Annotated in this window: 19 protein-coding genes and 1 riboswitch; of the genes, 5 read left to right on the plus strand and 14 right to left on the minus strand. The window is 39.0% G+C overall.

Translation table 11 applies throughout. From position 1 onward, the window contains the following. The first annotated feature begins 28 nt into the window (after window positions 1-28). Window positions 29-119, plus strand: a riboswitch (glycine riboswitch). A gap of 133 nt (window positions 120-252) precedes the next feature. Further along, window positions 253-1,494: a D-amino acid dehydrogenase gene (locus tag FTU34_RS11090; protein WP_180023581.1), complete on the plus strand. Its 1,242-nt coding sequence runs from the start codon at window positions 253-255 to the stop codon at window positions 1,492-1,494. A 76-nt stretch (window positions 1,495-1,570) separates the two neighbouring features. On the opposite strand, the gene FTU34_RS11095 is transcribed toward FTU34_RS11090, so the two are convergent. Beyond that, entirely contained in the window at window positions 1,571-2,221 is a 651-nt protein-coding gene (locus FTU34_RS11095; protein ID WP_180035702.1) for a hypothetical protein, read from the minus strand. 100 nt (window positions 2,222-2,321) lie between these two features. Here FTU34_RS11095 and ispF point away from each other — a divergent pair, with 100 nt between their 5' ends. Continuing rightward, window positions 2,322-2,810 (plus strand): 2-C-methyl-D-erythritol 2,4-cyclodiphosphate synthase, encoded by a 489-nt coding sequence (gene ispF, locus FTU34_RS11100; RefSeq protein ID WP_078193864.1) that lies wholly within the window; start codon window positions 2,322-2,324, stop codon window positions 2,808-2,810. On the opposite strand, the gene FTU34_RS11105 is transcribed toward ispF, so the two are convergent. From FTU34_RS11105 to FTU34_RS11115, 3 genes are all read right to left on the minus strand, one after another. Beyond that, a complete protein-coding gene (locus tag FTU34_RS11105) occupies window positions 2,798-3,322 on the minus strand; it encodes a protein tyrosine phosphatase family protein (protein ID WP_078191020.1) in 525 nt (174 codons plus the stop codon). The genes ispF and FTU34_RS11105 overlap by 13 nt on opposite strands. Before the next feature lie 57 nt (window positions 3,323-3,379). Further along, window positions 3,380-4,471 carry a 3-deoxy-7-phosphoheptulonate synthase gene (locus tag FTU34_RS11110; protein WP_143221612.1) on the minus strand — a complete coding sequence of 364 codons (1,092 nt, stop codon included), beginning with the start codon at window positions 4,469-4,471 and terminating at the stop codon, window positions 3,380-3,382. 127 nt (window positions 4,472-4,598) lie between these two features. Next, entirely contained in the window at window positions 4,599-5,495 is an 897-nt protein-coding gene (locus FTU34_RS11115) for a sulfite exporter TauE/SafE family protein (protein ID WP_078193863.1), read from the minus strand. A gap of 754 nt (window positions 5,496-6,249) precedes the next feature. On the opposite strand from FTU34_RS11115, the gene lpxB reads away from it, so the two are divergent. Continuing rightward, window positions 6,250-7,422 (plus strand): lipid-A-disaccharide synthase, encoded by a 1,173-nt coding sequence (gene lpxB, locus FTU34_RS11120; protein WP_180035703.1) that lies wholly within the window; start codon window positions 6,250-6,252, stop codon window positions 7,420-7,422. Window positions 7,423-7,792: 370 nt separating this feature from the next. On the opposite strand, the gene FTU34_RS11125 is transcribed toward lpxB, so the two are convergent. Continuing rightward, window positions 7,793-8,743, minus strand: coding sequence for an AraC family transcriptional regulator (locus tag FTU34_RS11125; RefSeq protein WP_180035704.1), 951 nt, complete (start codon window positions 8,741-8,743; stop codon window positions 7,793-7,795). 181 nt (window positions 8,744-8,924) lie between these two features. Between FTU34_RS11125 and FTU34_RS11130 the strand changes: the two genes are divergently transcribed. Beyond that, entirely contained in the window at window positions 8,925-10,130 is a 1,206-nt protein-coding gene (locus FTU34_RS11130) for an alkane 1-monooxygenase (RefSeq protein ID WP_180035705.1), read from the plus strand. Between the two features lie 460 nt (window positions 10,131-10,590). Here FTU34_RS11130 and FTU34_RS11135 read toward each other — a convergent pair whose 3' ends face one another. From FTU34_RS11135 to FTU34_RS11170, 8 genes are all read right to left on the minus strand, one after another. Next, the gene (locus FTU34_RS11135; protein ID WP_078191012.1) at window positions 10,591-11,535 is read right to left on the minus strand and encodes a phosphatidate cytidylyltransferase; all 945 of its coding nucleotides are present in this window, start codon (window positions 11,533-11,535) and stop codon (window positions 10,591-10,593) included. Beyond that, window positions 11,535-12,185 carry a lysophospholipid acyltransferase family protein gene (locus FTU34_RS11140; RefSeq protein ID WP_180035759.1) on the minus strand — a complete coding sequence of 217 codons (651 nt, stop codon included), beginning with the start codon at window positions 12,183-12,185 and terminating at the stop codon, window positions 11,535-11,537. The genes FTU34_RS11135 and FTU34_RS11140 overlap by 1 nt, the downstream gene beginning before the upstream one ends. A gap of 61 nt (window positions 12,186-12,246) precedes the next feature. Next, entirely contained in the window at window positions 12,247-12,675 is a 429-nt protein-coding gene (locus tag FTU34_RS11145) for a hypothetical protein (RefSeq protein WP_180035706.1), read from the minus strand. Then, a complete protein-coding gene (locus FTU34_RS11150; RefSeq protein WP_180035707.1) occupies window positions 12,672-14,024 on the minus strand; it encodes a phosphatase PAP2/dual specificity phosphatase family protein in 1,353 nt (450 codons plus the stop codon). Before FTU34_RS11150 ends, FTU34_RS11145 begins: the two co-directional genes overlap by 4 nt. A gap of 18 nt (window positions 14,025-14,042) precedes the next feature. Beyond that, window positions 14,043-15,797, minus strand: coding sequence for a bifunctional alpha/beta hydrolase/class I SAM-dependent methyltransferase (locus FTU34_RS11155; RefSeq protein WP_180035708.1), 1,755 nt, complete (start codon window positions 15,795-15,797; stop codon window positions 14,043-14,045). A 47-nt stretch (window positions 15,798-15,844) separates the two neighbouring features. Then, on the minus strand, window positions 15,845-16,480 hold the full coding sequence (locus FTU34_RS11160) for a CDP-alcohol phosphatidyltransferase family protein (protein WP_180035709.1): 636 nt from the start codon (window positions 16,478-16,480) through the stop codon (window positions 15,845-15,847). 90 nt (window positions 16,481-16,570) lie between these two features. Next, window positions 16,571-16,966 carry an acyl-CoA thioesterase domain-containing protein gene (locus FTU34_RS11165; RefSeq protein ID WP_180035710.1) on the minus strand — a complete coding sequence of 132 codons (396 nt, stop codon included), beginning with the start codon at window positions 16,964-16,966 and terminating at the stop codon, window positions 16,571-16,573. 24 nt (window positions 16,967-16,990) lie between these two features. Beyond that, on the minus strand, window positions 16,991-17,464 hold the full coding sequence (locus tag FTU34_RS11170; protein WP_180035711.1) for an acyl-CoA thioesterase II: 474 nt from the start codon (window positions 17,462-17,464) through the stop codon (window positions 16,991-16,993). 153 nt (window positions 17,465-17,617) lie between these two features. Here FTU34_RS11170 and ybaK point away from each other — a divergent pair, with 153 nt between their 5' ends. Beyond that, window positions 17,618-18,085 (plus strand): Cys-tRNA(Pro) deacylase, encoded by a 468-nt coding sequence (gene ybaK / locus FTU34_RS11175; protein ID WP_180022788.1) that lies wholly within the window; start codon window positions 17,618-17,620, stop codon window positions 18,083-18,085. A 113-nt stretch (window positions 18,086-18,198) separates the two neighbouring features. Here ybaK and FTU34_RS11180 read toward each other — a convergent pair whose 3' ends face one another. Then, window positions 18,199-18,690, minus strand: coding sequence for a hypothetical protein (locus FTU34_RS11180; RefSeq protein WP_180035712.1), 492 nt, complete (start codon window positions 18,688-18,690; stop codon window positions 18,199-18,201). Window positions 18,691-19,022 lie beyond the last annotated feature (332 nt).

The following is a 19,022-nucleotide window of genomic DNA, read 5'->3' on the forward strand; positions in this document are numbered from 1 at the left end:
TCAATAAGAATGCGAAATAAAAAACGAAAGGATGATTGCAGGAGAGAAGCACAGATTGTGCTCGCCGAAGGAGCAAGTTCCCCCAGGAAACTCTCAGGCAAAAGGACTGTAATCATATAAAAAATCTGGAGAGAAGTAGGCCGGATCTACTCACCGAAGGGGAAGGTTCACTTGCTTCGCAAGGAACCAAAGCTCTCAGGTACCAATGACAGATGGGGCGAGCATAGGAAATATAATTTCCAAGGAGCCTATATGTGTCATATTGTTGTGATTGGTGCAGGTATTACTGGGGTAACGACAGCTTACGAACTCGGATTACTCGGCTATCGTGTCACCGTGGTCGATAAACATCTTTATCCTGCAATGGAAACTTCTTTTGCCAATGGTGGTCAATTATCAGCATGTAATGCTGAAGTCTGGAATCAAAAAGCAACGGTGGTGAAAGGCATCAAATGGATGTCACAAAAAACCGCGCCATTACTATTAAATCCAAGTTTTAATCTTCATAAATATTCATGGCTTTTTGAGTTTATGGGACATATTAAAGATTATCGTGAAAATACTCACGAAACCGTCCGTCTCGCATTGATGGCACGTCAGCGTTTATTTGAAATTGCTGAGCATGAAAACTTACAGTTTGATTTAGAAAAACGCGGCATTTTACATTTCTTTCATAATCAACATGATTATGAGGTGGCGACTCAAGTTAATAATATGCTCTGTGAGGGTGGCTTAGAGCGTCATCCTGTGACATTAGCTGAAATCCGTGATATCGAGCCTAGTCTGACAGGTGAATACTATGGTGGTTTTTATTGTCCGGGGGATGCCACGGGCGACATCCATAAATTTACGACGCAGCTTGCTAAAGCAACAGAACGCTTTGAAGTGAAATATATGTGGGGTTTTGAGGTGACTGACTTTGAACATCATGCAAAAGGTGTCAATGTTCAGTTAAAAGCCAGTGATGAAAATATGGAACATCCTGATGCTGATACCATACTTGAAGCAGATGCTGTGGTGGTCTGTGGTGGCGTAGGTAGTTATGAACTTGCACATAAACTCGGTGATCGCGTAAATGTGTATCCAGTCAAAGGATATTCAATCACCATTAATTTAAATGATGAACAAAGTCAGGCCAATGCGCCTTGGGTAAGTCTGTTGGATGAAAGTGCCAAAATTGTGACTTCACGCTTAGGTGCAAATCGACTCCGTGTTGCAGGTACGGCAGAGTTTAATGGCTATAACCGAGATATTCGTGCCGATCGCATTCAGCCTTTAATTGATTGGTCGAATCGTAATTTTAATCTATCAACAGAACATGTGGTGCCGTGGGCGGGTTTACGACCAATGATGCCCAATATGATGCCTGTGGTACATGCTGGTAAGCGAGATCATATTTTCTATAATACAGGGCATGGTCACCTTGGATGGACTTTATCTGCGGCAACAGCTGCAATGATTAGCCAGCAAGTGCAGCAAACACATCCGATTTAACTGACATATTGTAGACATCAAAAAAGCCTCAATGTTGAGGCTTTTTTGTATTTTTCTAAGTCATTCGAATTTGATCTTAATCATATAAGCGATAAATCCCTGCAAAACGTTCACAGCCTTTTTGTTCGGTTTTTACTGAGAGTAAAGCTTTACTGTAATTGAACTGATATTTGCAGTCGTGTTCATTATCGGTGATTTGATTTTTTTGTTCGGGTGTTGTGTAAGCTAAAAATGGAATGGTTTGTGTTTCAACACGATTGTTCGGATTACGATAGGCAATGCCTTCTATTTTGATGCTGTCTTTGCCCAGTTGATGCACTTTTAAATGTACAGGTGATGTCGCAAAATGACCATTTTCAAATTTAAGATAATGCTGCGTTAAACTTTGGTTCATCGAGGTATAAATATTCAAATCTTCATGGCGAAGCTCAAATTGTTGTTTAAAACACTCCAAGTTTTTGCATTGCTGAACACGACTGTACCATAATTTTTGCGTATCTATCAGTAAGCGTATTGGGGCATCGGTAATTAACTGCGCTGTTAAAAAAAGCCCATCTAACTTTTCACGCTGTTCTTCAAAACCGTCAGAACAGTAATTTTTTTTTGCCTGAGTATTGGCCTGATCACAGTCTATCTTTTCTGCATGCGTAAACATCGCTAGGCCAGAACCTATTAGCAGAACCAGTCCGAATTTTTTGATGATATTTATTTCAGTTTTCAACAGCATGATCGCTTATACTTTCACTATGTTGCGCTTGCCCACACTATAGCGAAATAGAAAGCGTGAATACAAGATTTCAATCATTATTTTCTCAAGGAACTCAAGCATGATAGCTCAAATTCGTATCGGTCAGGGCATGGATGTGCATGCATTTGAAGAAGGTGACTTTGTAACGCTTGCTGGTGTTCAAATTCCACATACACATGGACTCAAAGCACATTCAGACGGTGATGTAGTACTACATGCGCTTTGTGATGCATTGTTAGGTGCTTTGGCACTTGGAGATATTGGTCAGCATTTTCCAGATACAGATCCAAAATTTAAAGGTGCCGATAGTCGAGTACTTTTAAAACACGTCTACCAAATGATTTTAGATCGTGGATATGTACTTAATAATGCTGATATTACCGTGGCTTGTGAGCGCCCTAAACTAGCAAAACATAATTTAGAAATGCGTCAAAGTATCGCAAATGTTATGGATGTTGAAGTCACACAAATTAGCATCAAAGCGACCACCACCGAAAAATTAGGGTTTACCGGTCGCCAAGAAGGTATTCTTTCTACAGCAACTGTACTGATTTCTCACGCAAAATGATCTGGATGGATCAGTGCATGTTGTAAATCTTGAGTTGCCTTACGGCCTTGAAGTTGTAAGGCAACCGCATGGATTAAACCTGTCCATGTTTCATTGGGTTCCCAAATTTGATGCATCAAATCTTGAGCCTTTGGCATATCAACATCCATATAGTATTGACGATATAAATACATCAAACTGCTGACACGGAAGTTTTTCGCACAGTGAAGCCAAACCGTTTGACCTTGAACCAAATGGTCAATCATATCGAGTACTAGAAGGCATTGATCATCTGAAGGGGTATCCCAAGAGATCGGAACTTGGATATAGTTCAGGCCTAGATCTAGGCAAATGCGGTCTTCATGCTCGATATGATTGGATGCATCGGTCAGTGCTAAATTGATAACCGTTGAAACACCATATTCTTTGATCGTTTGAAGCTCAGAAGGAGATGGTTGACCGGACGTTAATAAATGTTCATGTATATATTGGAAGTTTTCAATGTGACTTAACGCATTTTCGATTTCATTCATCTGACAAATAATCCTTCAAAGTAAAACGCCATCTCGAAGATGGCGTTTTTCATTCACTTAGCGTGTCGGTAACACGTCTTTAAGTGCTTCATGCATCTCTAACAAGACTTTTTCAGTCGTATCCCAATCGATACAGCCATCAGTCACTGATTTACCATATTCGAGGTCACATAAGTTGGCAGGAATATCCTGACGACCACCTTTTAAGTGACTTTCTACCATAATACCCACGATTGACTTGTTTCCGTCAAGGATTTGTTCAGTAATATTTTTGAGAACAAGGGGTTGTAGGTACGGGTCTTTGTTTGAGTTTGCATGACTGGTATCAATCATGATTTTGCCACTAACTTTTGCTTTGGCTAATGCCGCTTCGGCATCTGCAACAGAACCTGCGTCGTAGTTTGGTTTACCGTTACCGCCACGAAGTACAACGTGTGCATATGGGTTACCACTGGTACGAATAACTGAAACTTGACCTTGGTCGCTTAAGCCCAAGAAGCTATGACCATGTTTAACAGATTGCATAGCATTGGTCGCAACGGTTAAACCGCCATCTGTACCATTTTTAAAGCCGACTGGTGAAGAAAGCCCAGAAGACATTTCACGATGTGTTTGGCTTTCAGTGGTACGCGCACCAATCGCTGACCAAGAGATAAGATCTTGGTAGTACTGTGGTGAGTTTGGATCGAGTGCTTCAGTTGCACAAGGCAAACCTTTTTCATTCAATTCAAGTAAAAGTTTACGGCCAATACGTAAGCCTTTTTCGATGTTGAAAGAATCGTTCATGTCTGGGTCATTAATTAGACCTTTCCAACCCACAGTGGTACGTGGTTTTTCAAAATACACACGCATCACGACATAAATCGTATCTTGGATTTTGTCACTTAAAACTTTTAAACGGTCAGCATAATCATGTGCAGCGACTGTGTCGTGAATTGAACATGGACCAATGACAACAAAAAGACGTTTGTCATTTCCATCTAAAATATTACGTACAGTTTCACGGCCCTTAAGGACTGTTTGATAGGCAGTTTCAGTCAGAGGTAGCTCTTTTTTTAGTTCTGCAGGAGTAACAAGAGGCTGAATGCTTTTTACATTCACGTCATCAATGTCGTTTTGGGTAATAGAATTTGACTGTAAAGTATTCATTGCCGTCACTGGTTTGATTATACAAAAGGTTGTTTCGTGAGCCGAATATAACATGAATATAGCATTCAAATGTTATAAAAAAGATCAATAAGTCTCTGAAAAAAAAGTGATGAATCGGGCAGTTAATTTAAACCTGCTGACTATTCACCGTCGGTGCGATCAACATTGCAGTTGTTGGTTTTTCGACAGGTTTTGATTTTACTGGATTAATGATGAAATTCATGCCTAAAACAAACAAGGTAATGCCTAAGACTTTACGAATGACTTTTTCAGGTAAACGTGAGCTGATCAAAGTTCCGACCACAATCGCGGGAATAGAACCCACCAATAACCAACCCAATAAATGAAAATCGACATTACCTGAGCTCATATGACCCAAGCCAGCAACCAGTGTAAGAAGCACGGCATGTACGACGTCTGAACCAATAATTCGAATCATTGGTAAATTCGGGAACATGAGTACCAATGCCATAATACCGAAAGCACCTGCACCCACAGACGATAGGGTAACGAATACGCCTAAAATAATGCCCATGATGATGATATATGCACGCTTATTTTTAGCTTGGAAATTGATACGTTCAAGATCCGCACTCATATCATCCAACTGATCAGTTTTTCGAAATTTATTAAAGAATTTTTCGATATGACCACGGAAAATAATTGAGATCCCTGTAATCGTCAGCATAAAACCCAAAAACATGGTTAACACGGTTTTGTAATGTGTCGATTGGCTGAGATAGTTTTCCAGTACCCAATGGGTCGCAAATGACGCAGGGATACTGCCGACTGCAAGCCAAATGACAATGGTCCAAACGATATTCATTTTACGGGCATGGACTAAAGAACCACAAAATTTTGAAATTGCGGCATACAGTAGATCTGTACCGATCGCAATGTGGGGTTCAATTTTATATAGGCTAATCAGGATCGGGGTCATCAATGAACCACCACCAACACCGGTAATACCTACGCAGAAACCTACAATTACACCTGCCAGAATGAACTCTAAAGGACCGACCATCGCTGAATGCCAAATATCAAAAAACGTGCATATCTTATGACTAATTGATATAAGTCGTTGTCTCGATTAGTGATTTGCTTGTGAAAAAAATAGATAAAGAATGTCATTAATTTTGAAATAAATGAATTTTATCTAAACTAAGTTATTGATTATGGTTTTCTCAAGTAGTTAATAGTTAAAATGGAGATTATGCTGCAGTGAAATCATAAATTTTGAATATAAGGCTTTGAATATCTGAAGTGGATATCCAATACCTAAATGCACTGTAGGTTTTCAATTCTAAGCTTTTGATTTGTTATTTATCGATATATGCAACAGTGTATATAAATTCCACTGCTGCTAAGTCTCATACGCCTTAAAAAGATAAGGTTTCGCCATTATTCGAATATGAGTAGAAGGACACTAACTAGACATTTTAAACATGCGTCAGAACGACCTATTGTCACTTGGTCAAATAATTAAAGACTGCGATGTGGGGCTGAATTGCTCGAATTGACAGATTATTCAGTTGATAAACTTGCGGAAAGCACGGGTTTTAAAACCGCAGTACTATTTCGTAAATTGTTTAAGAGTAAATACGGTAGAAATCAGAACCATTGGTATAAAAAATTTTAGTTAGTAGCTAAGCACAGTGAGGAATATTTCTAAAGTGTTGAATTAGAGCTGTGCAGCTTTTTTTAGGAAATCTATTAACTTTGTGAAGGACTCGTATAGAATCTATAGCTAAAGAAAATTGAGTTAAAAGGACAGACTTTTGCAAAATCGGAAACTTAAAATTGGCATCGTGGTTGGGGAAGTATCCGGGGATACATTAGGCGCCAAGCTTATCCGTAGTTTTCGAGAGCAAGGGATTGATGCGGAATTTGAAGGCATCGGTGGTCCGCAAATGATTGCAGAAGGCTTTAACAGCTATTATCCGATGGATATCTTATCGGTGATGGGGATTGTTGAGGTTTTAAAAGATATTAAAAAACTCTTTGCTGTACGTGATGGTCTGGTAGAAAAATGGACTGAAAACCCTGTCGATGTTTTTGTGGGGATTGATGCGCCAGATTTTAATTTGCGTTTATCCAAGAGCTTGAAGCAAAAGCAGCTACCAATTAAAACAGTGCAATATGTCAGCCCTTCAGTGTGGGCGTGGCGTCAAGGGCGTGTACATGGCATTAAAGCAAGTATCGATTTAGTCCTTTGTTTATTTCCTTTCGAAAAAGCGTTTTTCCAAAAATGGCAAGTTCCGGCTGCATTTGTCGGACATCCATTGGCAAGTCAGTTGCCTTTAGATAATCCACTCGTTGCGGCTAAACACGAGTTAGGCTTAGATGAGCATCAAAAACACATTGCATTACTTCCGGGCAGCCGTCGCGGTGAAATTGAGCGCTTAGGGCCTTTGGTACTGTCTGCCGCACAGATTTTGACGGAGCAGCATCCAGACTATGTGTTCCTGATTCCTGCAATCAATGATGCACGTAAACAGCAAATCGAATTGTTGCTCAAGCAGTACCCTAAAACATTACAAGCCAAAGTTCGCTTGATGGAAAACACCGATACCGAATCTAAAATTGGCCGTCAGGTGATGAACGCATCGAATATTGTCGCTTTGGCTTCGGGTACAGCGACTTTAGAAGCGATGCTTTTACATCGTCCAATGGTGACTTTTTATAAGTTAAATTGGCTGACCTACCATGTGGTGAAATTGCTGATCAAAATTCCGTATTATTCATTGCCAAATATTATTGCGGGCAAAAAGGTGATTCAGGAACTTATTCAACATGATGCAACACCTGAAAAATTAGCAGCAGAAATTGAAAGCTTGATGGATGTTGAAAAATCGCAAATTCAAGTGATGCAGCACATCACCATGCATAAACAACTGCTTTCAGGCAACAGTGAAAACCCTGTGGAAGCGATTTTAAAGCTTTTAAATTAAATAACTGATGTTACGCAGTAACATCAGGAGCGTAATTTAATTTAAATAAAAGTATGATACACGGTAACGTCATCCGCAACTGTTCGACGCAGGACTACTTCTAATCAAAAAAGTTTTTGCGATACTTTGAGTAATTTGACGCTATTGAACGAGTTTTGTCGGTGAGGTGCATTGCACCGTAAGATGGTTTCCTTGCGAAGCTTCGCTTCTCATTTTGCCGAATGAGAAACAACGTTTCGTAAGAGTACCTCCAGCCGAAGGCTAATCCCTTTATTCAATCCCTAGATGTAAGACTCCGTCGAATAAAATTAAAAATCATTTTAAAAATGCAAAATTACTTTTATGTGCGTAACGTCAGTTAAATAAACCTCTAAGGTGACTCAGTTTTTGCGAGCTGATGCTGCTGTCGATACTGGCTCGGTGTGAGATCATAAAACTTTTTAAAAGTTTGGCTAAATGCCGTTTCAGATGAGTAACCGATACGATGGGCGATTTGCTGAATAGTCAGTTGCCCCATTTGTAAGTGCTGTGTTGCCAGTCGCAAACGATGTTGCTGCAAATAGGCGAGTGGTGATTCACCGAGCATTTGAGTAAATAAACTGGCAAATTTAGAACGCGACATACAACATTGTTCTGCCAAACTTTCGACGGTCCAAGCATGCTGCGGTTTTTCATGAATCGCGGCCAAAGCGTTGGATAATTCAGGATGACTCAAGGCATGCAACCAACTGCTTGAATCTGACAAGGCTGCAATATAATCACGCACACATTCGATAAATAAAATACTCACCAGATGATCCAAAATTTTGTCGCGGCCTGGACGGATCTGATGCGCTTCAACTGCCAGAAAATGTAAGCCAATTTGCAACCATTCCGGTGCGGTACTGCTCATGATATGTGGTGTATGTAACAGCGTGGGGAGTGCATTCACTAAGGGCTTTGCCATAATGCTGTCGACATGCCCACGGATCGCGAGTACAAATAATTCTTCTGCTTCATGAGACTCAGTAGAATTTAATTCAATGGTTTTATTTCGTTGCTCTTGAAACAGTGGTGTGATGTTCACTGATTCGACCAAGACATCAGACTGTATAGATTTGCAGTGATGATTTTGCCCTGAGGGAATAAGACAGAGGTCACCTGCTTCAAGCAAAACCTGCTCTTGATCTATATGCACAACACATTGACCTTGAATCACCACATACGCAACCATGGCATTGTGATCTTGAAAATGAAAAGCCCAAGGATGCTTTGATCTCAAATAAATATATTCAGATCGGTGGAGATGAATATCATCAAAAATTTTACTTAAAGCATCCATATTTCAAATATTTACTCATATTAATTTTGTATTTATAGATGGTCACTATGTGTTTAAAGGTCAACATTTATCCTTAAATGCCAAAGACGATCACATAGTTTTTTTGGACGCTTAAAACTGTTCTGGCTGCCCATATTTTACGAATATAAACACAGAAGAAGTAATTAAGGAAGTCTAGCGCATGAATGCACCAGTAAAATTAAATGAACAGCAGCTCGCTCAGTTAGAAAGCAAAATCGGTAGTGTTTTAGATAAAAAACGTTATGGTTGGCTATTGAGTCCAGGTTTACCAGTCATTGGTATGGGGATCTTGGCGGGTTATCATTTTGGTCCAAAACCGACAAAAAAACTATTTGCCATGGGCGGGCCGCTTCTACTGCATGTCATTATTCCTGCACTGGATGCACTGATCGGTGATGATGCCAATAACCCGACAGATGATGACATCAAAGTTTTAGTGAATGATCCCTATTATGATCGGATCGTCAAATTATTTATTCCACTGCAAATGGCAGCGAACGCTTTTGCAGGCTATGTGGTTACCCGTAAAGATGTTTCATTATTAGATCAAGTTCTACTTGGGATTTCGATGGGTGCCATCAATGGCGTCGGTGTAAATACAGCACATGAACTCTGCCATCGACCACATAAAAAAGACCATTTTTGGGCACATGCGACTCTCGCGCCTTTGGGTTATAGCCATTTCCGCATTGAACATCCTTATGGGCACCATAAACGTGCGGCAACGCCTGAAGATCCTGCATCTTCAAAAATGGGCGAAACTTTTTATGAGTTTTGGCCACGCACTGTATTTGGTGGAATTAAATCGGCGGTACAGATTGAAAAACAACGTTTAAAACGTAAAGGTTTAAGTTTCTTTTCGAAGGACAATGAACTGTTTCATGGTTGGGCGATGAGTGCAGGTTTTCATGCCGCGATGCTGAAAATGTTTGGTAAAGGCGTGACACCGTATTTAGTTACACAGGCCTTGTATGGAATCAGCCTTTTTGAAATTATTAATTATATTGAACATTATGGCCTGAAACGTGAGCAAAAAGCGGATGGAAGTTATGCGCGAACCATGCCTGAACATAGTTGGAATAACAATAATATTGTGACCAATCTATTTTTGTATCAATTACAGCGACATTCAGACCATCATGCATATCCGACTCGCCCTTTTCAGGCATTAAGACATTTTGATGAAGCGCCAGAGTTGCCTAGCGGCTATGCCACTATGCTAATTCCTGCTTTAATACCCTCTATTTGGTTTAAGATGATGGATAAACGTGTCTATGATCACTATCAAGGTGATTTAACTAAAGCCAATATTCATCCTAAACGTCGTGCAAGTATTTTTAAAAAGTTTGCGGTTTCAGACGTTTAAATTGAAAACATGATGAGAAGAATCCCAAGCTTATTTGCTTGGGATTTTTTATTGTGCGTATTATTAACCGATGTTACGCAGTAACATCAGAAGTGCACGTTGATTCAAATAAAAGAACGATACACGGTAACGTCATCCGAAATTGTTTGAGACAAGACTTATTGTAATCAAAAATGTTTATGCGATTCTTTGAATAATTTGACGCTAGTGAACGAGTTTTGTCGGTGAGGTGCATTGCACCGCAAGATGGTTTCCTTTCGAAGCTTCGCTTCTCACTTTGCCGAATGAGAAACAACGTTTCGTAAGAGTATCTCCAGCCGAAGGCTAATACCTTTATTCAATCTTTAGATGTAAGACACCGTCGCATAAACTTAAAAATCATCTTTAAAATGTAAAAGTAATTCTACGTGCGTAACATCATTTAAAATCCCAAATTTTCTATTTGAAACTTAGTCACTTTTTAAGACCACCAATAGCGCAAAATGTGGAAAAAAATCGGTGCTGAAAAGCAGATGGAATCAATTCGGTCGAGCATGCCACCATGGCCTTGGATAAGTTGTCCCCAATCTTTTACACCACGATCGCGTTTAATGGCTGACATGACAAGACCACCAAAGAAACCGAATATACAAACAATAAAACCAATACATGCAGCCTGTAGATAGCTAAAGGGTGTAAGCCATGACATAGCAACACCTAGTGCAGTGGCTAAAGCAATGCCTCCGATTAAACCCTCAACGGTCTTAGATGGTGAAAGTATCGGTGCGACTTTGTGTTTTCCAAATAGCTTGCCACAGACATATTGTAAGACATCGGAGGCTTGTACCACCATGATCAGCCAGATCGCTAGCCAAATTTTTTCACCTTCAAATCCGGGAAGTTTAAGATTTAATAGCGCAGGCACATGCGAAATACAGAATACGCTGATCATCAGACCCCATTGAATTTTTGAACTGCGCTCTAAAAATCGCGTGGTATCTTCGGCTTTAAGTGTAGCAATAGGGATAAGAAGAAATACATACAGCGGAATAAAAATAGAATATAGCCCGTACCAGTCGATATACACCAAGTAATATTGGTATGGAATGACAAAATAAAAAGCGATCAGCAACGGAAGATAATCGCCGCGACGGGTTGGAAGTAAGCTGATAAATTCACGTAAAGCAAAGAGTGAAATCAATGCAAACAGGATCACAAAGGCGATTTTACCTAATGAAATTGCTACACCAAGTACCAACAACATGACCCACCATGCATTGATCCGCGCATTTAAATTGTCGATGACCGGTGCAGGTGCATAACCCGCTTTAAATTTTAAAATGGAGCCAATGGTTGAGGCAATAATCAAAATAACTGCAAAGATACCAAACAATACATAGGTCATTTGCGCATTGGTGAATTCCATTATTGATACTCCAATGCTTTTAATTTGAGTAATTCTTCCTGAGCGTAGTTTAAAAACTCAGTTTTACTGTGTTCATTATGGGCTTCTAAAGGTTTGCCAAAAATAACGGTAGATAATAATGGCAATGGTATAAGCGCGCCTTTAGGCATGACACGTTTTAAATTAGAGATCCACACTGGTACGATTTCAACATCAGGAAATTGATTTTTGAGATGGAATAAACCGCTTTTAAACTCTAATAATTCAACGTCATCATTTAAATTTCGAGTACCTTCAGGAAAGAAAATAATCGAGTCACCTTGTGCTAATACGGTTTTGATCGGTTCTAATGGATCTTGATTTTGCTCACGATTTCGTTGAATAGTGACGCCAGTAAACGTGTCTTGAATGAGAAAACGTCGAAAGCCATCTTTTAGCCAATAATCTGATGCTGCTACAGGACGGGTCCTCCGTCTGAGATCTGTCGGCAGTGATGACCAAAGTAAAATAAAGTCGATATGGCTATTATGATTTGCATAATAAATACGCTGTTTCATAACCGGTTTGCACCCGACCCATAGACTCCGCGCACCCGTGAGCAGCCGCGCACCACGACGAGTGAGAAAGGCAATATAGCGAGCAATTGAACGGCTTAAAAAATTACCTTTCATTGGTGAGTGAGCATTCCCTAAAGTGTCTAATGGATTTGGCATAGATTCAAATTATTGTGAATTATTTATACAGTAAAAATATGCAGATGAATGCGATGTATTGCAAGCAAAGCACAAAGATCTGCCATTTAAATAAAGCCAGACAACCTAACTCACGTAGTTCCCATGCGCGGCCACATTTATTTGCAGGCATTAATTTTAGGTTAATTAAACTTAAGTCCAGCTCTTTGGTGGTTTGTTCTAGGCTTTGGGTTTGGCTGCATTCAGCGACAGTGGCTAAAAGTGCCGAATCAAATTTGATTCTCAAGCTTAAATAATGCTGTATTCCGAGCAAAACTAGACAAATCACTACATATAGCAAATCGAATAGCATTACATTGCCAAACTGGATGATGAGCCAGAGCGTGAAAATGGCTGCCACATAAGCTGAGATGAGCAATCCAGTGGTGGATTGCAACAACTTTGACAGCACCACAAGTTGTAAATTCATGGTGCAAGTCCTTTAAGTTTTAAACGATAAGTATTTAAATGTTTTATTTGCGGTGCTTTAAGCACGACCCACGGACGGTTATGGCGAATAATCCGTAAAACATCTTCGACTGAATATTCAGGATGTTGTTTCAATAATAATGCGGCAACTACAGCACTACTTCGTGAATATCCCAAAGCACAGAAGACCAAGATGTTTTGTGCTTCATCACTTTTTTTAGAGTTCAATAATAGTTCTAAAGACTCTACAGCATGATGCAGCTGATTAGCCTGTAAAGGAATCAGGTCTAAACTCAAGTTTTGGGCATATGAGCACTTTGGATAAGTGGGCAATTCTGCGCAACAATCGAGTAAAGCATCATATTGTTGCATGACCTGTTTGGACGGATAGCGACCTAAATAAATATAACTCTGATTGATTTTGATGATTTTAGAATCTTCAGGATGGCGATAAGTCCAGATTCGGCTATTGATCCAAGCAAATATAAAGTAAGGCGCAAACAATATTTTTGCAGCAATGGTCATATCACCATGACTGAGTTTTTGAAAAAAATGGGGTCGATTGAATAAATATGCAAACGAAACTAAAAGCAGACTGCTTGCAGGATAGAGCAGCCAAAGCCACCAACCTTTTGCATGTGCGATTGCGCTACAAAATAAGGCAGCAAACAGATAAAGGATGCCGATTTTAATGTGCTTTAAGCTTAGACGACTCTGTATATTTTTAGCCCATGGCGCAGAGCCAGACATTGGGAATAGCCATAAACATAAGGCACCGACCAATAAACCCGTTGGGATATCTATAAAATGGTGCTGCCAAGTGGTTAGAACTGAGAGACCAATCAAAAAGGACCAACCATCTACCAGATATTTTAGCTTACCTGTGCTATGCCGACGGAAAAAATCCCAAAGTATCACCAGTAGCACAATGTGCAGGGAAGGTGCTTGATTAAACGGTTTATCAAAGCCCATCAAGACATCAAACCATAGGCCGAAAAAACCTGTGAGTTCGGGGCGTTCAAAGCTAAAACGTAGCGGGAAAATTAAAAAGCAGCTAATTGAAAGGATTTGTGCCGAAAATAGTCGCAGGACATGTTGTTTTAATTCAAACTTATTCCAACAAAGTAATAAAGACAATCCATAGAACAGATCAATCGACCAATAAGGCACAATACTCCATGGCCAAAGTGGAATATATTTTTCCCATTCAAAGACGATAACAGGTACAGACGCTAAACCCGCAGCGTATTGATTGGCAAAACCATAACTTAAGAAGAAAAAAGGTGCCAGAAATGCCAAACACAGTAGGCCGTATTTCCAAGTTCCTGTTTCTGGATCCAGTTTATGCATAAGATTGACCGTCCAAGCTTAAATTTTTTGTGCAACGGAAACGGTGAAAATACCAAACTCATCAATAACTTGATCGATTTTCTTGAATCCTGCTTGCTCAACCAAGGCATCCATTTCGGCTTGTGAGCGTAAACGCATGACCCACGCATCTCCTTGGCGATGTGAGGTCAGGGCACGGGCGATAAACTCTTGTTGCGGATGCCAAATTTGACCCGTGTAGATGAGATAACCATCTTTCTCAATGGCCTGACTCAAGCCTGATAAGGACTGTCTAAGTAAATCATTATCACTAAATAATTCGTATAAACCTGAGACCACGGCTAGAGTAGGTTTAGGTTCAACACTGGCTAGTGATGTGGTATCAAATGCATCCGCTTCTACAAACTTGGCAATCTGGCTTAAACCTCTTTGCTCAATCATTGCTTGACCTGCTTGTACATTGATCGAGCTATAGTCTCTAAGCAGGATGGATTCAGGATGCTCAGGCAGTTTTTGTACAGCATCTAAAATATAACGACCATGGCCTGCTGCAATATCCATAATCCGTACCGCGTGTTGGGCATCATTTAACTTAGAAGCATATTTCGTTATTAGTGCTTCAATATTTTGTTTTCTAACGCGAATACCACGCCAACCAATCGCATTTAAATATTGTCGATCGATGATTTTACCAAGAGCATTTTGGCTTTCTGATTGATCTCGATAAACAAAATCTAAGGTGCTGCCAGAGTCATATCCTGTATCTTCACCAATTTTTAAACCTTTAGAAAAGAGACTGCCAATTTTGAGATTTTGTTTTGTTAAGCTCCAAAATGCATGTTTTAAAGAATGTTTTGGAAGCGTTGAACTTAAGGTTTCTGCTACAGCACAGCTCGGGCCAATTTTATCGGCATCTAAAAGTTTAGGTGCAGAATAGGGTTGTTTAAAACATTGTTGAATAAAGCGATGGATTTTATCTATGGCGATTTTGCGATGTTTTTCACCCAAGGTATCATGATAAAAACCATCTAAGACGTGAAATTCCTTCATTGGATGAGGGAGTTTTTGATAAAACGCCAATTGGGGTTTTTGATGCACCACGTAGTCAGATCCCGAACATAAAACCTGTGTAGGAACAAAAATATTTTGTGCATCTTTAACGATTCGATCTGAGGCTGCATATAGCCCCAGCAGCATACGGACCGATATGGCCCGAGCGATTTTTGGGTCAGTATCATAACTTTGCGCACGTGCAGTATCGTGGGTCAGCATTTTGGCTTTGACATAACTATTAATAAAAAAGTTGCCAGCGAATTTGTTGAGGAGTGTTAAGCCAGATTTTGCAAAAGGCACATAGAGTTTGATGTCAAATGCAGGCGAGGCAAGGCATAAAGCACGGATTTTAGGGGCATAATCATGCACCCATGTCGCGGCTAAAACAGCGCCAACGCTTTGAGCTACAATTGCTATATTTTCTGATCGGATTTGGTAAGTCTGTTCAATATGCTGAACAAAATATTGAATGTCTTGAACGCATGCGGAAAAACTAGGAGCATCACCACGTTCACCTGGGGTATTGCCGTGACCTCGCGCATCCCAAGCGAAAAAATCAAAATCAGGCAAATTCAATTCATTGACCAAATGCGCCATTCGTCCCGAATGTTCATGGCCACGATGAAATAAGATCACCGCTTTTTTCTTACGGTTGCTTTTTAAACTGCTATTTTCCCAATGTTGATAAAACAAGGATGTTCCATCATGGCTCGTAAAGGTATGCTGAGTATTGTTATACATTGTGTTGTTCTCAAAATAATAAATCGACTGACGATCTAAACTGAAATTTATTGTGGGTTGATAATGCTATTTTTAATGCGGTTATAAATCGTGATAAATAATAAAAAGATGATAATAATCAAAATACTATTGCAAATAAGAGACAATGTATTTAAACCGAAGTTAAATATAGAAGAAGTCACGATCACGATACAGATGATACTAAATACAAAAGCACGGTCACTTTTTCCCATTGGACCATCGTAGCGACGTTCTTGACCCACTAATGGCGCCATCACACCTGTATATTCAGTAAGTATGGCGAGAAAACAGGTTAAAATAAGTAATTCGGCTTGAATAAAAGCAAAACAAATTAAACTAAAATAGAGTGCTGAGTCAGAAATCACATCACATAATTCATTATAAAAAGCACCGAGTTTGGATTGTTGGTTGAACTCACGTGCCAGCATGCCATCTATGGCATTGAAGCCCATTCGAATAAGCATCCACACGGGGAAAATCAACAGTAAAATGCCAATACCGTTGTGAGAGAAATAGATATAAATAAAAAATGCCACAGCTAGCGAAATGAACATTGCTAGTAGTGTTACTTGATTTGCTGTAATACCAAGATGATGAAGTGATTTAACCAAAGGTCGAAGCAGGTTTTGAAATGCAGGTTTAAGTTGGTAGATCGAAGGCATATTATTGTTATAGCGGTATGATTTGCATGAATTTTATACGCTTGATGCTTAGCTTAACAAGAATTTGAATGTTAAAGATTGTCACAGGCCTCACGATTCGCCTATATAACGCATTAAATTTTCTTGTGTAGTACTTGCGACTAATTTTCCATCTTGCCACATTTGCCCATGAGTAAGCCCACGTGATTGAGAGGTTCGGGTAGTATTCATGTCATAGAATACCCAATTATCTACCCTAAAGGTATGATGAAAATACATCGAATGATCAAGACTAGTTGCGATGAGTTCAGGAGACAGATAATTTAAACCATGTGTTTTGAGCGCCGCAGAATATAAATTATAGTCTGAATAATATGCTGCAATGGCTTGATGTATATGAAGTTGGTCAAATTGGGCATCTAAGGCATCATGGAGTTTTAAATATTCTGCATATTGATTTTGATTTAAGACAGAAGCTTGACCGGACGGTGGCAAATCTGTCAGCACGTATTCAATTGGTTTAGATATAAGCTAAAAAGGCTGTAAAAATGTGGATAGATATTCAGGTGAAATAGATGATTGGATTTGCGCTTTATAGAATTGCTCTTCTTTGAGCATACTTGGTGGAAACTGTTGGATCAGATCTGGTTCAGGTATTTGATACTCCATACCCGTTTCGTTTTTCATATAGGACAACATCACCATATATATTGGTTTGCCATGCTGTATGGCGGTCACTTGTCGTGTAGAAAAACTATGGCTATCACGTAAATTTTCGACTTTAAATAATACAGGCTGATTTGCAAGACCCGCAGAAATAAAGTTGGCATGTAAAGAGTGGAGTGGGAGTGTGCAGGTAAAGGATGCACTGACTATGCTCTGAGCAAGTAATTGTCCACCAAAAATATGGTCACCAAACAGAGGTTTACTTTGTGCTAAAAAGTAGCCCTGATCTTTGGGTACTACAGATAATAATTGGATGAGGTCTTGAGTCAGCGTTGTCATATTTTTTAAAATTTTTGCTTTGTTTAAATGTATTTAACTCAAACTTATTACACAAGTCGTTTTCATGAAAAATATAAAAGTCTTCGCCGGTCTTTCGAGAATAGGCTTATAATCGAGTTTTCTTAGTTGTCCGAATGGAATGACGAAAAAGCAATGACACCTGCATGTAAACTCTTAAAATCTAATAAAATCGACTTTACAATTCATGAATATGACCATGACCCAGAAGCAAAAAGTTTTGGTTTGGAAGCTGCGGAAAAACTTGGTTTAACGGTCGAAGAAGTCTTTAAAACCTTGATGGTTACGGACGATAAAAATTACTTTGTTGCCGTATTGCCAGTTGAATATCAGCTAAATTTGAAAAAAGTGGCCACAGCATTTGGCTGTAAAAAACTCAAAATGGCTGACCCAAAAGATGCAGAGCGTTTAACCGGTTATTTGGTTGGTGGTATTAGTCCAGTTGGACAGAAAAAACGCTTAAAAACTGTGATCGATGCTTCTGCACAGAACTTAGCTAAAATCTATGTGAGTGGCGGTAAGCGTGGTTTGGATATTGGTTTAAAACCCGAAGATTTAGCAAAAGTCTTGGGTGCAAATTTTGCTGATGTGATTGATGTTTAAGTGCGGTTTTTCACTACTTAAATTTAAGTGAATTTAGAGGGAATACCTTCCACTTCACAATCTATAAAATAACAGAAGCCGCATTGAGCGGCTTTGTGGTTCGATGTCGCATCTTAATTGGGGATATTTGAAGGAGAAATCACACATGAATATTCGAACTCTCCGGGTTTAGTCTCTTTAAGTAAGTTTTCCCAAGAACTATTCTTTGTTTTAATCCAACTATAAATATCTTCATAAAATTCAGGATTGAGATTAGCTTTTTGAATATATGATTTATTTAGAAGAAATTTTGTCATCAAACACATTGAATTCAGCTCAATTAGATTTCTATTTTTTTCTAAACTAAAATTATTTTTGGCTTCAACTTCGTATTTTCTCAACATAGTTGCTTTGAGTAGTGTTGATTTAAATAATTCCATAGTTAAATCATTAGGAGGTGTTTGATTCGCTAAGGCAAAGAGATTTCCATCAATTCTCAACATAGACGGGAAAAAATTTGCCTGTACATCTAATTCTTGTTGAGGAGACGGTGAAGATTTACATCCTGTTGTTAAAATACTGCTAAAAATGAGAAAACTTATAAACTTTAAAATTTTGTTATGCATCTAGGTGAATTCCTTGTTCAGCTAAAACTTTTAACATTTTAATCTTGGTTAATTCGTATTTTGTACATACTAATACGGCTCATTTCACTTCAACTGATTATTTATAATTTGGAAGTTCTAGCTAAGACTACACTTTTGTTGTTTCGTTTTTAGCTTTGAATAACGAAAATGTATGTAGTCGCAGAAGTAGAATTTAGTAAAACTTCATGTTAGAGGTTAATTCATTAACAGTGCTTAATTATATTTAAATCTAAAAATACCTATAAAAAATAGGTATTTAAAATCAGACTAAAACAGTTGTATTTTAATTTAAAAGCTGTAATTTGAAAGAG

Source organism: Acinetobacter sp. YH12094 (assembly GCF_013419295.1).
Classification (GTDB): Bacteria; Pseudomonadota; Gammaproteobacteria; order Pseudomonadales; family Moraxellaceae; genus Acinetobacter; species Acinetobacter amyesii.